13 protein-coding genes are annotated in these 14410 nt (G+C 74.5%); 4 read left to right on the top strand and 9 right to left on the bottom strand.

Annotated features, from left to right (window positions below; translation table 11 throughout):
• The first annotated feature begins 420 nt into the window (after positions 1–420).
• Positions 421–1080 (top strand): class F sortase, encoded by a 660-nt coding sequence (locus AMK29_RS16215; RefSeq protein WP_073813363.1) that lies wholly within the window; start codon positions 421–423, stop codon positions 1078–1080.
• Positions 1081–1139: 59 nt separating this feature from the next.
• Here AMK29_RS16215 and AMK29_RS16210 read toward each other — a convergent pair whose 3' ends face one another.
• Together AMK29_RS16210 and AMK29_RS16205 are read right to left on the bottom strand one after the other, a co-directional pair.
• Positions 1140–2021 carry a polysaccharide deacetylase family protein gene (locus tag AMK29_RS16210; protein WP_073813362.1) on the bottom strand — a complete coding sequence of 294 codons (882 nt, stop codon included), beginning with the start codon at positions 2019–2021 and terminating at the stop codon, positions 1140–1142.
• Positions 2022–2190: 169 nt separating this feature from the next.
• Entirely contained in the window at positions 2191–3405 is a 1215-nt protein-coding gene (locus AMK29_RS16205; RefSeq protein WP_073813361.1) for a CapA family protein, read from the bottom strand.
• Between the two features lie 268 nt (positions 3406–3673).
• Here AMK29_RS16205 and AMK29_RS16200 point away from each other — a divergent pair, with 268 nt between their 5' ends.
• The 3 genes from AMK29_RS16200 (at position 3674) to AMK29_RS16190 (ending at position 5404) form a co-directional block, all read left to right on the top strand.
• Complete coding sequence (locus AMK29_RS16200) at positions 3674–4231, top strand: sigma-70 family RNA polymerase sigma factor (RefSeq protein ID WP_073813360.1); 558 nt, start codon at positions 3674–3676, stop codon at positions 4229–4231.
• 4 nt (positions 4232–4235) lie between these two features.
• Positions 4236–4646 carry a PaaI family thioesterase gene (locus AMK29_RS16195; RefSeq protein ID WP_073813359.1) on the top strand — a complete coding sequence of 137 codons (411 nt, stop codon included), beginning with the start codon at positions 4236–4238 and terminating at the stop codon, positions 4644–4646.
• Between the two features lie 254 nt (positions 4647–4900).
• Positions 4901–5404, top strand: coding sequence for a hypothetical protein (locus AMK29_RS16190; protein WP_079196903.1), 504 nt, complete (start codon positions 4901–4903; stop codon positions 5402–5404).
• Between the two features lie 19 nt (positions 5405–5423).
• On the opposite strand, the gene AMK29_RS16185 is transcribed toward AMK29_RS16190, so the two are convergent.
• From AMK29_RS16185 to AMK29_RS16155, 7 genes are all read right to left on the bottom strand, one after another.
• On the bottom strand, positions 5424–6632 hold the full coding sequence (locus tag AMK29_RS16185) for a sensor histidine kinase (RefSeq protein ID WP_073813358.1): 1209 nt from the start codon (positions 6630–6632) through the stop codon (positions 5424–5426).
• Positions 6633–6663: 31 nt separating this feature from the next.
• Complete coding sequence (locus AMK29_RS16180) at positions 6664–8436, bottom strand: sodium/solute symporter (protein WP_073813357.1); 1773 nt, start codon at positions 8434–8436, stop codon at positions 6664–6666.
• A 10-nt stretch (positions 8437–8446) separates the two neighbouring features.
• Entirely contained in the window at positions 8447–8860 is a 414-nt protein-coding gene (locus AMK29_RS16175) for a DUF485 domain-containing protein (protein ID WP_241845397.1), read from the bottom strand.
• Positions 8861–8971: 111 nt separating this feature from the next.
• Positions 8972–9724: a LytR/AlgR family response regulator transcription factor gene (locus AMK29_RS16170; protein WP_073813356.1), complete on the bottom strand. Its 753-nt coding sequence runs from the start codon at positions 9722–9724 to the stop codon at positions 8972–8974.
• A 201-nt stretch (positions 9725–9925) separates the two neighbouring features.
• Positions 9926–10798, bottom strand: coding sequence for an Fpg/Nei family DNA glycosylase (locus AMK29_RS16165; protein WP_073813355.1), 873 nt, complete (start codon positions 10796–10798; stop codon positions 9926–9928).
• A gap of 69 nt (positions 10799–10867) precedes the next feature.
• A complete protein-coding gene (locus AMK29_RS16160) occupies positions 10868–12253 on the bottom strand; it encodes a wax ester/triacylglycerol synthase family O-acyltransferase (RefSeq protein WP_073813354.1) in 1386 nt (461 codons plus the stop codon).
• Between the two features lie 99 nt (positions 12254–12352).
• Positions 12353–14332: a SpoIIE family protein phosphatase gene (locus tag AMK29_RS16155; protein WP_241845452.1), complete on the bottom strand. Its 1980-nt coding sequence runs from the start codon at positions 14330–14332 to the stop codon at positions 12353–12355.
• Positions 14333–14410: the final 78 nt, after the last annotated feature.

The following is a 14410-nucleotide window of genomic DNA, read 5'->3' as shown; positions in this document are numbered from 1 at the left end:
GAACCTCCAGTGGAAGACGCCCCAAAGCGGTGCTCCGGGAGTTTCGACGAGTACGCCTTCCATGACGAACCATCACAAGTCATGGCGAACCACGCATTTCGGCACTGGTCCACCCCGGTGAGGCGACACGCCGGGAATCGGCCCCGTGGAGTCGACAGAACCGCAGGTCAGAGCAGGCCGGGGTGCTTATCTGACGATTACTCGGATGGGTCAGTCCCCTGTCACCCGCCTGTCGTCAGCCGATCCTCCGCGGACCGGCGGCAGGGTGCTCCGCGACGCCCGCCTCCGAGGGCGTCCCCGGCACACGGTCGCCGCCGCTCCGGCACCCGTCCGGCAGCGGCCGCCACCCGTTCGCACCGTCCGGCGCGACGGCCCGCCCGACCGCCCTTACCGTTCTGACGACGCCACGAAGGGAGAACCATGCCCCCGAAGGACTTCCGCGTCTTCGAGCGCAGGAGACGCCAACCCTGGGGCGTCCTGGCCCTCGCCATGCTGTCCGGGATCGCGATGATGCGCAACGGCGTGGACGTCGCGCTCGGACCCCCGCAACCCGCCGCCGCGGCCCGGCCGGTGGCACGCCCCGTCGTGCCGCCGTCCGGGACGATCGAGGGTCTGGAGCCGCTGCCCTTCGCCCCGGCCTCCCGGATCAAGATCCCGGCGATCCGGGTGGCGGCTCCGATCATGGACGTGGGCCTGGAGCCGAACGGCTGGGTCGCGGCCCCGCCGCCCGAGGACGCCAACCTCGCCGGCTGGTACCAGAACGGCATCTCCCCCGGCCAGCGGGGCACCGCGGTCGTCGTCGGCCACGTCGACAACGCGCAGGGCCCGGCGGTCTTCTACGGCCTGGGCTCGCTGGAGAAGGGCCAGCACGTCGAGGTCGAGCGGTACGACGGCCGGGTGGCGGTCTTCGAGATCTACGGGGTCGAGGTCTACTCCAAGGACGACTTCCCCGGCGTGCAGGTCTACGCCGACACCGGTGCGCCCGAACTGCGGGTCATCACCTGCGGCGGCGGCTACACGCGCGCGCGTGGCTACGACGGGAACGTCGTGGTGTACGCCCGCATGGTGAGCTCCCGCTAGCGCGTACGGAAGGGCCCCGGCGCCTGGGGGCGCCGGGGCCCTTCCGCGTGCCGCGCCGGTCAGCGCCGGGGGACGGTGATGTGGTAGCCCGCGTCGAGGAGTTCGGGCAGATAGCGGCGGAGCGCGGCCACGCTCTGGGACCGGTCGCCGCCGGCGTCGTGGGAGAGCACGACCGCGCCGGGGGCGGCGCCGTCGAGGACCCGGCGGACGACGGTGTCGGTGCCGGGCTCCTTCCAGTCCAGGGTGTCGACGGTCCAGGCGAGCGGCTCCATGCCGAGTTCGGCGCCGATCTCGAAGGAGTGCCGGTTCCATGCCCCGTAGGGGGCGCGGTACCAGAGCGGGGCCGTGCCGAGGGTCCGCTCCACGACCTCGCTCGTGGAGCCGAGCTCGTCGCGGATACGGGAGGGCCGCAGGGTGGGGATGAGGGGATGGGACCAGGAGTGGTTGCCGATGACGTGTCCGTCCTCGGCCATCTCCCGCAGCAGGTCCTGGTTCTCGACGGCCATCTCGCCGCACACGAAGAACATCGCCCGGCAGTCGTACCGGCGCAGGGTCCGCAGGATCCCGGGGGTGTAGCGGGGGTCCGGTCCGTCGTCGAAGCTCAGCACCATCGAGCGGCCCACCCCGGACATGCTGAGGAAGGGCCGCTGCCGTACCGGCGGCGCCGCGCGCCGCAAGGACGGGGGCGCGTACGAGGTCATCGGCTGGAGCCGGTACGCGCTGGGGCGCAGCCGGGCGGCCTGGGCCTGCGGGCCCGCGACGGGTCCCGCTCCGGGGCCTGCCCGGCCGGCCCGGCCCCCGGGCGGGGGCGCGCCCCGGGTGGTCCGCTCGGGCGGGGCCAGCCGGTCCGCCGCGAGAACCCCGAGGGTGGCGGTGGCCCCGAGGGCGGCGGCGAGCCGCAGCACCGCTCGACGCCCGGGGAGCATCTGATCCTTTTTCATGACTAATGGTTCATACGGATGAGACTCCGTGCGGCTCATCGACACCGGCCGCCCGCCCGAAAACACCCGATGAGCCGATAGGCCCGACGGGTGGGGGCGGGGTGGGCCTGCGGGGCTGCCTCCCGGCCGTGGGCCGGCGGGGCCACCTCCCGGCCGTGCGCCGGCGGGACTACCTCCCCATCACCAGGCCGTCCTTGTCGGCGCCGCGGCTGAGCACCACCTGCCGGATGGTGTCGCGGATGCCGGCGCGATGCGCGTCGGATCCGTCGGCGGCGCCGAGGTTGACCACCCGGCCGCGCCCGGTGTCGAACCACTGCGGGACGAACTCGGCCCTGGACACCTCCCAGCGGCCGCCCGGGGTCCGGGGCGGGACGAAGGTGAACCGGCCGATGCTCCCCTGGTTGCCGCGCGGATCGTAGGCCCCCTGGTGGTTGATCATGTCCCCGGCGACCTGGTCGCCCATCCCGTAGACGATCCAGGTGCCGTTGACCTTCTCGTACGCCTGGGGCACATGGGCATGTGTTCCGATGATCAGGTCGATGTCGGGGCGGCCGCCGGTCCGCGAGGCGGTGAGCGCGCGACCGAGGGAGAGCTGCCGCTCGTCGGGCGCGGTCTGCCACTCGGTGCCCCAGTGGACGCTGACCACGACGACGTCGGCGCCGGCCGCTCGGGCGGCGCGGGCGTCCGCGATCACCTTCTCCTCGTCCAGCAGGTTGACCGCCCAGGGCTGTCCCTCGGGCAGGGGATAGCCGTTGGTGTCGTAGGTGTAGGCGAGCTGGGCGACGGTGGCGCCGCCCGCCTTCAGCAGGGTGGGCCGGGCCGCCTCCTTCGCGGTACGGGCCGATCCGGCGTGCCGGACACCCGCCGCGTCCAGGACGTCGAGGGTGCGGCCGAGGCCCGCCGCGCCGTCGTCGAGGGTGTGGTTGGAGGCGGTGGAGCACGAGTCGTACCCGGTGGCCTTCAGCGCGGCGGCGACCTCGGGCGGCGACTTGAAGGCGGGGTAGCCCGTGTAGGGCCCGCCGTCCTTCCCGTACACGGTCTCCATGTGGCAGATGGCCAGGTCGGCCTTGGAGACGACGGACTTCACCCCGGAGAGCATGGGCGCGAAGTCGTAACCGCCGCCGCCCGCGTCCTGGGCGGCCCGGCGGATGATCGAGTCGTGCGGGAGGACGTCACCGGAGGCGACGAGGGTGAAGCCGGCCGGGGCGGAGGCGCCGCCCGGCGCGGCGGACGGAAGGGCGGGCTTCACGTTCCCCTGCCGTCCGGCCGACGCCTCGGGAGTGGGGGCGCCGCCGGCCGGGCCGCTCCCGTCGGCGCAACCGGTCGCGGCCGCGAGGAGGGCGGCGGCGAGCGCCACCCCCGCGGGTCTGGTGCGTGAGGTCATGACGGCACTCCACCCAATTCGTGTGATGAACATCTGTTCTGACGAATTGATCTCGCGGGAAAGCCGCAGTCAAGGGTCAAGGCCGCATCGGGGCAGGAACCCCGCTGAAACGGACGTAGAGCCTCCGGTGGACCGCCGTCCGACCGTTCGCCGTACCATTCGCCGCTCGGTGCGACCGTTCGTCGCACGCCGGTGTCCGTTCCCTGTCCCTCGCCGTCCGGATGCGCTCGTATACGGCCGGACGACGAGCCGCGGAGAGGCGGGCAGCATGACGACGGCGACCACCGACGAACGAACCCTCGAGGAACTGCAGCGGGACCACGGCCCCGCGCTGCTCTCCTTCCTGCTCGGCCTCACCTACGGAGACCGCCAGCGGGCCGAGGACCTCGTCCAGGAGACCCTGGTACGGGCATGGCAGCACCCCGAGGCCTTCGACGGCCCCTACGGGTCGATGCGCCCCTGGCTCTTCACCGTGGCCCGCCGCCTCGCCATCGACGCCCGGCGCTCACGCCTCGCCCGGCCTGCCGAGATCGGCGACGGCGTCCTCGCGGTGACGCCCGACCCCGCCGACCCCACCACCTCGGCCGAGGCCGCCCTCGACGTGCGGGCCGCCGTCCGCGAACTGAGCCCCGAGCACCGCGCGGTGCTCGTCCGGATCTACTTCCACGGGTACACCGTCAACGAGGCCGCCGTGGACCTCGGCATCCCCGCCGGGACCGTCAAATCGCGCTCCCACTACGCGCTGCGGCAGCTCGGCCGCTCCCTGCCCGACTACGGGCCGCGCCGCACGGCCGTTGCCCGCTCCCGCGCCGGAGCCCCACAATGACGCCGTGACGCTGACACTCGCCGCCGCCGAAAAGGTCCTCGCCGACAACTTCGCCCCCTGGGTGCTCGATCTGGGACTCACCGTCGAATCCGTGACCGACGGAGCCGTCCTCCGGCTCCCGTGGTCCGACCGGCTCGCCCGGGAGGGCGGCGGTCTCTGCGGCCAGGCCCTGATGGCCGCGGCCGACACGGCGACGGTGATCGCCGTCGCCTCGGCCCGGGGCGGCTTCGTGCCGATGACCACCGTCCAGCAGTCCATCAGCTTCCAGCGGGCGGTCGTCGGCTCCGACGTCCTGGTGCGGGCCCGGCTCACCAAGGCGGGGAAGCGGATGGCCTTCGCCGACATCACCATGACGGCCGAGGGCACGGACGAGACCGCGGCCCACGCGACCGCGGTGTACGCGCTCCTCGGCTGAAGCGCCCCGGCGCCCGGTCGGCACCCCGGCTCCGCCGACCGCCACCCCGGCTCCGCTCGCCCCCCGGTACCTCCCCCGTCCCGTACACCTCCGGAGACATCAGAAATCCCACGGGTACCTATCCGGCCGGAAAACGTATCCGAAAGCACACGGGCGAGTTGAGCAAAGCGGGACCCGCGGGCGCCCTTCGCGGAGGAAGCTCTCCCCCGGGCCCGCACATCCGGGTCCTCCATGTCCGGGAGAAGGTGGGAGCGTTGCTGCCCGAGAGCACGAACGGCGCCGGTGGCACGAGTGGCGGCGGCCTCGCCGTCCCGATGGCCTGGCTGTGCGCCGAGTACCTGGCCGACGAAGTGCTGCGGGCCGCCGCCCTCGTGGCACCCGGCTCACTGGAGTACCGGGCGGGCCTCCAGGCGCTCGCCCTCACCGTCCTCCTCTCGCAGGAGCCGGACGGGCCCGCGGGCGCGTGGGACGCCGACCGGACCGACGCCTGGCTGCGCCACACCGCGTACGACCGGCCCTGGCCGCCCTGGGTCGAGGAGCGGCTGGCCGCGCGCCGCACCGCCGGCGGCGACGGCCCCGACCTGGCGCTCGCCGAGTCCGCCTGGCGGCGCCTCCGGGACACCTGGGTGCGCGCCGCCGACCTCGACGGCCGCACGGGCGACGCCCCGGAGTACGCGGTCGACGAGGCCGAGCAGATCTGGCTGCCGGCCTGGAAGCTGGGCCTGCCCCTGGCCCACCTCTCGCTGCACCTGCGCTGACCGGCGCGGCCGGACGGCGTCAGAGTGCCGAACGATGCACTCCCGGACGGTACTTGGGGATGCGTACCGTCACCTTCATCCCCGCGCCGACGCCGGTCTCGATGACGAGCCCGTACTCCGTCCCGTACACCTGGCGCAGGCGCTCGTCCACGTTCGACAGACCGATGCCGGAGCCGTCCGGGTGCTCTCCGCGCAGGACCGCGCGCAGCAACTCCGGGTCCATGCCGATGCCGTCGTCCTCGACGGTGACCACCGCCTCCGCCCCCGCGTCGCGGGCGGCGATGGTGACCCGGCAGCCCCGCTCCCGGTCCTGGAGGCCGTGCTTCACCGCGTTCTCCACGAGCGGCTGGAGACAGAGGAAGGGCAGGGTCACCGGCAGCACCTCGGGGGCGATCTGCAGGGTGACCTTGAGCCGGTTCCCGAACCGCGCCCCGGCGAGCGCCAAGTACTGCTCGATGGAGCGCAGTTCGTCGGCGAGCTGGGCGAACTCACCGTGCTTGCGGAAGGAGTAGCGGGTGAAGTCGGCGAACTCGAGCAGGAGTTCCCGGGCCCGTTCCGGGTCGGTGCGGACGAACGAGGCGATGGCCGCCAGGGAGTTGAAGATGAAGTGCGGGGAGATCTGGGCACGCAGGGCCCGGATCTCGGCCTCCACGATCCGGGTCCGCGAGCGGTCGAGTTCGGCCAGCTCCAGCTGGACGGACGCCCATCGGGCCACCTCGGTCGCGGCCCGCACCAGGACGGCCGACTCCCGCGAGCCGTAGGCCACGAGTGCGCCGAGCACCCCGTCCTCCCCGGTGAGCGGGGCGATCACCGCCCAGCGCAGCGGACAGGCCGGGTCGGCGCAGCCGGTGTGCGCGGACCGGCTGCGTCCGGTCTCCAGGGTGTCGGCGGCCTGCGCCGGGACGTGCGCGCGGTGGTGCTCCTCGCCGGGCCCGTCCCAGGCGAGGACGGCGCCCCGGTCGGTGAGGCAGAGGGCCTCCGTACCGAGCAGCGAGCGGAGGGTGCCGGCCGCTCTGCGAGCGGTCTCCTCGGTGAGGCCGGCGCGCAGTGGCGGGGCGGCGAGCGAGGCGGTGTGCAGGGTGTGGAAGGTGGCCCGCTCGACGGGCGTGCCGAGATGGGGGTCGGCGGCGGGGCCGCCGCGCCGGGCGGTGATCCGCCCCAGGACGACACCCGCCGCGAGCAGCACGGCCCCGGCGGTGGCCGCGGCGGCGAGGGCGAAACCGCTCATCGGCGGGCCTCCCGGGAAAGGACGATGCCGCTCATCGGCGGGCCTCCTGGGCGGGGAGCGTGCCGGTGAACTCCTCCGGCAGGTGGAGCCGCGCGAGGATGCCCGGGGTGCCGGGTGGGATGCGGCGGGGCGTGGCGAGCGAGACGGCGACCATGCTGAGGAAGCCGAGGGGCACCGACCAGACGGCCGGCCAGGCCATCAGGGTGTGCGGCCAGCCGTCGGGGGCGAGTCCGGCGCGGGTCGCCATCACGGCAGCGAGGGCGGAGCCGCCGCCGAGCAGCAGTCCGGCCATCGCGCCGGGCGGGGTGAGCCGCCGCCACCAGATGCCGAGGACCAGCAGGGGGCAGAAGGAGGAGGCGGACACGGCGAAGGCGAGGCCGACGGCATCCGCGACCGGCACCTTCGAGGCGACCACGCCGACGGCGAGCGGGACGGCGGTGGCGAGCAGGGTCGCGAGGCGGAAGTGCCGGACACCACGGGACGGCAGCACGTCCTGGGTGAGGACGCCGGCGACGGACATGGTGAGCCCGGAGGCGGTGGAGAGGAAGGCCGCGAAGGCGCCGCCCGCCAGGAGCGCCCCGAGGAGGTCGCCGAGGAGACCGCCGAGGATCCGGTCGGGCAGGACGAGGACGGCGGCGTCGGCGGAGCCCGTGAGGGCGAGTTCGGGGGCGTAGATCCGGCCGAGAGCGCCGTACAGCGGCGGCAGCAGATAGAAGGCGCCGACGAGACCGAGGACGACGAGGGTGGTGCGGCGGGCGGCCCGGCCGTGCGGGCTGGTGTAGAAGCGGACGGCGACGTGCGGCAGCCCCATGGTGCCGAGGAAGGTGGCGAGGATCAGTCCGTACGTGGCGTACAGCTGGTGTCCGTCGCGTCCGCCGGCCAGGGGCTGGGACCAGCCGAGGGGGTCGGAGCCACCGGCGGCCGTCCCCCGGTCGTCGGCCGGGGGGACCCCCAACTGGCTTCGCTCGGGCAGGCTGGCGCCGGGCTCGAAGGCGAGCGTGGTGCCGCCGAGGACGTGGTGGGTGCCCGGGGCGAGGGTCACGGTCTGGTGCTCGTACGGGACGGAGTCGACGCGTCCGGTGACGGTGAGGGTGAGCGGGGCGTCGAGGTCGACGCGTACGGTGTCGGCGACCTTCACGACGGTGTGGTCGCGCAGCAGGGCGGGGGCGTCGAAGCGTGCCCTGGGCGCCCCGTCGCCGTACCAGGCGGCGAGCAGGAAGAGGACGGGCACGAGCAGGGCGGTGAGCTTCAGCCAGTACTGGAAGGCCTGGACGAAGGTGATGCTGCGCATCCCGCCCGCGGCGACCGTCCCCGTGACGACGAGCGCGACGAGCAGCCCGCCGACCCAGTCGGGGGCACCGGTGAGGATCTCCAGGGTGAGTCCGGCGCCCTGGAGCTGCGGCAGCAGGTAGAGCCAGCCGATGCCGACGACGAAGAGGCTGGCGAGCCGGCGGGCCTGCGGCGATTCGAGGCGGGCCTCGGCGAAGTCGGAGAGGGTGTACGCCCCGGAGCGGCGCAGCGGGGCGGCGACGAGGACGAGCAGGACCAGGTATCCGGCGGTGTAGCCGACGGGGTACCAGAGCATGGCGGGGCCCTGGACGAGGACGAGACCCGCGATGCCGAGGAAGGAGGCGGCGGAGAGGTACTCGCCGCTGATCGCGGCGGCGTTGAGGCCCGGCCGTACCGTGCGCGAGGCGACGTAGAAGTCGGAGGTGGTGCGGGAGATGCGCAGGCCGAGGGCGCCGATGAGGACGGTGGCGAGGACGACGGCGGTGACGGCCGCCACGGCGTAGGTCTGGTTCACGCGGGGTGCTTCACCGTTCGACGAGGCCGGTGAAGTCGCGCTCGTTGCGTTCGGCGCGGCGCACGTACCAGTGGGCGATCCCCCAGACGACGGGGTACACCCCGACGCCGAGGGCGATCCAGACGAAGGCCTCGGGCGCGGGCAGCGCGAGCAGCAGCGGCAGCGGGCCGACGAGCAGGGCGAGGGCCCCGAGCGCGGTGACGGCGGCCCGCAGCTGGCTGCGCATCAGGGACCGGACGTAGGTGTGGCCGAGAGTCGTCTGCTCGTCGATCTCGGATCGGGCCGGGGGGTGGACGGGCCGCCGCCGGGCGGGACCCGACACGGCCCCGGCGCCGTGGGCGGAGGCGTACGTGACGGTCTCGCGGCGGGATCTGCGCGGGGGGTCGGCACGGCCGGGGGCCGGGGGTGGGTGGTGCTCGGACATCGGGGTCCTCCCCGGCCTCTCTCGGTGACGTGCGGCGGCTCGTCCGGGCGGTGGGCCCGGGACGCGTGGAGTCTACGCAGCGCTCCCCGCCCGCGACAGACGTGCGGAGGTTCAGCCGCCGGCACGCCTCATCAGCAGGTCCCGCAGGTCACGGGCGTGCCGACGGCTGACCGCCAGGTCGGTGTCGCCGATCCGCACGGAGGTGGCACCGCCGTCGAGCCGGAGCTCGTCGATCCGGGCGAGGGCCACGAGATGGCTGCGGTGGATGCGGACGAAGCCACGGGCCGCCCACCGTTCCTCGAGGGTGGAGAGGGGGATGCGTACCAGGTGGCTACCGTGGTCGGTGTGGAGGCGGGCGTAGTCGCCGTGCGCCTCCACATAGGCGATGTCGTCGACGGAGACGAACCGGGTGACCCCGCCCAGCTCCACCGGGATCTGCTCGGGCGCGGCGGGGGCGGCGGGGACGGCGGTGGCGTGCACCAGGTCGTGGACGCGGCGGACGGCCTCGGCGAGGCGCTCGCGGCGGACGGGCTTGAGGACGTAGTCGACGGCCTTGAGGTCGAAGGCCTGGAGCGCGAAGCCCTCGTGGGCGGTGACGAAGACGACGAGGGGCGGCCGGGCGAAGCCGGCGAGCAGCCGGGCCACGTCGAGGCCGGTGAGGCCGGGCATGTGGATGTCGAGGAAGACGACGTCGACGGCCTCGTCACCGTCGGGCCCGGTCTCCAGGGCGCGGCCGATCCTGCGGAGGGCCGCGGTGGCGTCGCCCGCTCCTTCGGCGCTCCGGACACGGGGGTCGGCGCGCAGCAGGTAGAGCAGCTCCCCGAGGGCGGGTTCCTCGTCGTCGACGGCCAGTACGCGCAGCATGCGGCGGAGTGTAACGGCAGGCCCGCGGGCCTCCCCGGCGAGCACCGGTTCCCGCGGTGTGCGGGGCTTCGCCTGGGTCGCGGGGCCTCGCCTGGGTCGCGGGGCTCGCCTGGGTCGCGGGGCTCGCCTGGGTCGCGGGGCTCGCCTGGGTCGCGGGGCCTCGCCCGGGTCGCGGTGCCTCGTCCGTCTCGCCGGGCTCGCCTACTTGAGGAGCTTCGACAGGCGCCGGTCGGCGAGCGGCTTGCCGCCGGTCTGGCAGGTGGGGCAGTACTGGAGGGAGGAGTCGCTGAAGGAGACCTCGCGGATGGTGTCCCCGCACACCGGGCAGGGCTCGCCGGTCCGCCCGTGGACGCGCAGCCCGCTCTTCTTCTCGGCCTTGAGCTTGCCCGCGGCGAGCCCGTGGGAGCGCTGCACGGCCTCGTGGAGCGTGGTCCGCATCGCCGTGTACAGGGCGGCCGTCTCCTCCGGGCCGAGGTTCTGGACGGGTTTGAAGGGGGACATCTTCGCGGCGTGGAGGATCTCGTCGCTGTACGCGTTGCCGATGCCCGCGATGAGGCTCTGGTCGCGCAGGGCGCCCTTGATCTGGCGCCGTTCGCCGGCGAGCAGCGCGGCGAACTCCTCCGGGCCGAAGTCGTCGGCGAGCGGGTCGGGGCCGAGCCGTGCGACCCCCGGCACCTCCTGGGGGTCGCGGACCAGGTGGACGGCGAGGCGTTTGGTCGTGCCGGCCTCGGTGAGGTCGAAGCCGTCGCCGCCGGTGAGCGCGGTACGCAGGGCCAGCGGGCCCTTGCCGGGCTTGGGCGGCCCCGTGGGCAGCGGGTCCTGCCAGCGGAGCCAGCCCGCGCGGGCCAGGTGGAACAGGAGGTGGAGTTCGCCGGCGGGGCCGGTGGTGGTGAGGTCGAGGAACTTCCCGTGCCGTCCGACCGCGGTGACCTCGGCGCCCTCGACGGCGCCGAGGGGCGGGTCGTACGTCTTGAGGACGCTGATCGCGACGGGCAGCACGCGGGCGATCTCCTTGCCCACCAGGTGCGTGTCGAGGAACGCGCGCAGCGCTTCCACCTCGGGGAGTTCGGGCATGGTTCCACCCTGCCGCACCGCCGCCGGGGTCGCGCGGCGGCGCCCCGGCGCGCCGCGCGGAGCCCGTCCTCAGGGGGTCCCGGGCGGGTCCAGGAGGTCGAGTTCGGCGGTGAGCGCGGCGGCGAGCGCGTCCAGGTCGGGGACGGCCGCGCCGTCGGCGACGAGGCCGATGTGGACCTGTCCGCCGTACGGGGACATGGCGACGGCGAGGGACTGGCCGCGGGCGAGCGGGGCCATGGGGAAGAGGGCGCGCAGCGGGGCGCCGCCGAGCGAGAGCGCCGAGCGGGGCAGCGGCACCTGGGTGACGAGGAGGTCGAAGAGGAGCCGGGCGGCGCCGGCGGCGAGCGGGGCGCCGAAGCGGTGGGCGAGCGGGTGCAGCTGGTCGGCGAGGAGGGCGACGGCGCCGGCGCCCCTGAAGGGTCCGGCGGCCTTGTTGCGGTCCATGGCGTGGCGGACGGCGGCCAGCCGGGCGGCGGGGTCGGCCTCCGTGACGGGCAGGTCGAGGAGGTAGCCGGAGAGGCTGTTGCCGGGTCCGGGCGGGGCGCCGGGGCGCCGGCGGGAGACGGGGACGAGGGCACGGGGGTCGGTCTCGGGGAGCGGCAGGCCGCGCCCGTCGAACCAGCGGCGGAGGGCGCCCGCGACGAGGGCGAGGAGGACGTCGTTGGCGGTGCCGCCGGTGCCGCGGCGGACCCGGTGGACGCGGTCGAGGGACAGGGACGCGGTGGCGACGCGGCGGGTCCCGCTGGACTCGGCGGCGAACGCGGTCGTGGGCCGCCCGTCGAGGCGGCCGGCGCGGACGACGGAGGAGCCGACGACGGAGGCACCGACCTCGACGGCCCGGCCGAGGTCACCGAGCCGGTCCCTGGCCATGCCGAGCAGACGCCCGGGGCCGGGGAGCCAGGAGCGCGGCGGTACGGGGCGGGGGCGGCGCGCGGGGCGGTGGCCGGCGGCGATCTCGTCGAAGATCCCGGCACCGATGGCGACGGCCCGCATCCCGTCGGCGAGGGCGTGGTGGAGCTTGACGAGGACGGCGAAGGAGCCGTCGGGGGCGCCGCTGAACAGGTACATCTCCCAGGGCGGCAGGCCGCGGGCGACGGGGCGTTCCATGAGTTCGGCGGCGAGCCGGGCGGTCTCGGCGGGGAAGTCGGCGCCGGGGAGGGCGACCTCGTGGACGTGGTGGCGGACATCGAAGTCGGGGTCGGCGCTCCAGGCGGCGCCGCCGACGGGGAGCAGGACGTCGCGGACGCGCATGCGGAGCCGGGGGACGGCGGCGGCGCGGCGGGCGAGGAGGTCGAGGATCTCCGGGGTGTGCGGCCCGCCGTCCGGGGGCGCGGGTCGGCCGGACTCCGGCGGCCTGGGGCCGAAGTGGGCGAGGGCCCCGAGGTGCAGGGGGTGGGCGGTGGATTCCAGGTGCCAGAAGGCCAGGTCAAGCGGTGCCAGTAGCTCGCTGCTCACGGGTGTCCTCATGTCCTGCGCGGAGAGGCGGGAGAGGGAAGTCAATCGCGCACCGACAGTTACGGTCAAGTACGATCAGTTCACGCTCGGTTAACTGGGTCAGTCTTCCAGACCGAACTCGCACCACACGCACTTGCCGCCGCCGCGCGATTCGACGCCCCAGACGTCGGAGAGCTGGTCGACCAGGAACAGTCCGCGCCCGGACACGCCCGCCTCGCCGGCCTCACGGCGCCGGGGCAGTGCGCTCGAACGGTCCTCCACCTCCACCCGGAGCCGTCGCCCTGGTCCGCCGAGGACCCGCAGGGTCACGATCGCCCCGCCGTCGGTGTGCATGAGCGCGTTGGTCATCAGCTCGTCGGCGACCAGCTCGATCTCGTCCGCCCGCTCCCCCGCCCCCCAGGCCCGTACGGCGGCCCTGATCATGTGCCGGGCCGAGCTCAGCGCCTCCGGGTCGCTCTGGGCCACGTGCTGCCGGAACCGGCCGGCCCCGCGCGAGGCGGCCGCGCCGTGGCGGCGGAGCAGCAGGATCGCGACGTCGTCCTCGCCGCCCCGGTCGGCGACCACGTCGCACAGGTGGTCGGCGAGCTCCTGGAGGTCGGCGGGGCCGCGCCGGACGAGGGAGGAGAGCCACTGGAGGCCCTCGTCGAGGTCGGAGCCGGGCTTCTCGACCAGGCCGTCGGTGTAGAGCATCAGGGTCTGTCCGGGGTCCAGTTCCACCGTGGTCACCGGGTAGTCGAGGCGGCCGAACTCCGCGGAGAGCCCCAGCGGCAGCCCGCCCTCCACCGGGAGCCTGCGGCTGCTGCCGTCGACCTCCCTGAGCAGTGGGTCGACATGGCCCGCGCGGACCACCTGGACGACTCCGGTGCCGAGGTCGACCTCCGCGTAGGTGCAGGTCGCGAAGCGCTCGGTGTCGAGTTCGTGCAGGAAGACGGAGGCGCGGGCCATCACCGTGGCCGGGGGGTGCCCCTCGGCGGCGTACGCGCGGAGCACGATCCGCAGCTGCCCCATGACGGCCGCCGCGTGGGTGTCGTGCCCCTGCACGTCTCCGATGACGGCGCCGACCCGCCCGCCGGGCAGCGCGATGAGGTCGTACCAGTCGCCGCCGATGTCACGGCCGAGGCGGGCCGAGCGGTAGCGGACGGCGGTCTGGGCGCCGGGCACCTCGGGGATCCGCCGCGGCAGCATCGCCTGCTGGAGGCCCTCGGCGAGGTCGTGCTCCTGCTCGTAGAGCATGGCCCGCTGGAGGCTCTGGGCGATGCTGCTGCCGAGGGCGACGAGCAGGGTCCGCTCGTCCTCGCTGAAGCCGGTCTTGTCGCTGTAGAGCAGTCCGAGCGCGCCGATGGGCCGGGCCTGGGCGATGAGCGGCAGATACGCGGCCGCGGTGATCCCGAGCCCGCTGATGTGGGGCCAGAGCACCGGGAAGGAGCGGGCGAAGTCCCGGGCGGATTCGATGAACCGGGGGCGCAGGGTGCGGATCACCTCGCTCATCGGATAGGGCTCGTCCACCCGGGTGAAGCGGGTGCCCGGCACGAACGCGCCTTCGGGACCCTCGGCGACCAGACGGATGCGGCCGGCGTCGAGGAGGCCCACGACGAGGCTCGCGGCGCCGAAGTGTTCGAGCGCGTGCGAGTCGTTGAGCAGGTCGATGACGTCCTGCACGGTCCGCGCGTAGGCGAGCGCCGCGGTGGTGCCCTCGACGACTCCGGCGCGCCGGCGCCGTCCCTCGTCGAGGCCGAGCCGGGCGGCGGACTCGCTGAGTTCGTGGGTGGCGTCGCGGACGACGCCGACGATGCGCACCGGGCGGCCGGTGTCGTCGCGGTGGACGAATCCCTGGGTGTGGGTCCACTGGTGGACGCCGTCGCGGCGGCGGATGCGGAAGTACGCGCCGTAGTGCTCGCTGCCGTCCTTGAGCGCCTGGGCGACCAGGGTGTCGAGCCGGCGGCCCTCGTCCGGCAGGACCCGCGTGCCGAGCGTCTCGGGCCGGTCGTCGTAGTCGGCGCGGTCCATGTCGAAGACGTCGAGGGCGGCCTCGTCCATGATCATCGTGCCGTCGAGGAGGTCCCAGTCGAATCCGCCCATCCGGAAGACGGAGCCGTGGCGGCCGAGGAGCCGGGCCCGGTCGATCCGCCCCTCCTCCGCCGGGCGGTTCCGCTCGAC

Source organism: Streptomyces sp. CB02261 (assembly GCF_001905665.1).
Lineage (GTDB): Bacteria > Actinomycetota > Actinomycetes > Streptomycetales > Streptomycetaceae > Streptomyces.
The sequence above is the reverse complement of the archived record's forward strand: the minus strand, read 5'-3'. Positions and strand labels throughout refer to the sequence as shown.

Coding starts and splice junctions, on each gene's coding strand:
- AMK29_RS16210 (WP_073813362.1), bottom strand. CDS start 2,021: ATGAAAAAGGATCAGATGCTCCCCGGGCGTCGAGCGGTGCTGCGGCTC.
- AMK29_RS16170 (WP_073813356.1), bottom strand. CDS start 9,724: ATGCTGCGCGTACTGGCCGTCGACGACGAGGAACCCGCCCTCGGGGAG.
- AMK29_RS16205 (WP_073813361.1), bottom strand. CDS start 3,405: ATGACCTCACGCACCAGACCCGCGGGGGTGGCGCTCGCCGCCGCCCTC.
- AMK29_RS16215 (WP_073813363.1), top strand. CDS start 421: ATGCCCCCGAAGGACTTCCGCGTCTTCGAGCGCAGGAGACGCCAACCC.
- AMK29_RS16200 (WP_073813360.1), top strand. CDS start 3,674: ATGACGACGGCGACCACCGACGAACGAACCCTCGAGGAACTGCAGCGG.
- AMK29_RS16185 (WP_073813358.1), bottom strand. CDS start 6,632: ATGAGCGGTTTCGCCCTCGCCGCCGCGGCCACCGCCGGGGCCGTGCTG.
- AMK29_RS16155 (WP_241845452.1), bottom strand. CDS start 14,332: ATGGGCGGATTCGACTGGGACCTCCTCGACGGCACGATGATCATGGAC.
- AMK29_RS16165 (WP_073813355.1), bottom strand. CDS start 10,798: ATGCCCGAACTCCCCGAGGTGGAAGCGCTGCGCGCGTTCCTCGACACG.
- AMK29_RS16175 (WP_241845397.1), bottom strand. CDS start 8,860: ATGTCCGAGCACCACCCACCCCCGGCCCCCGGCCGTGCCGACCCCCCG.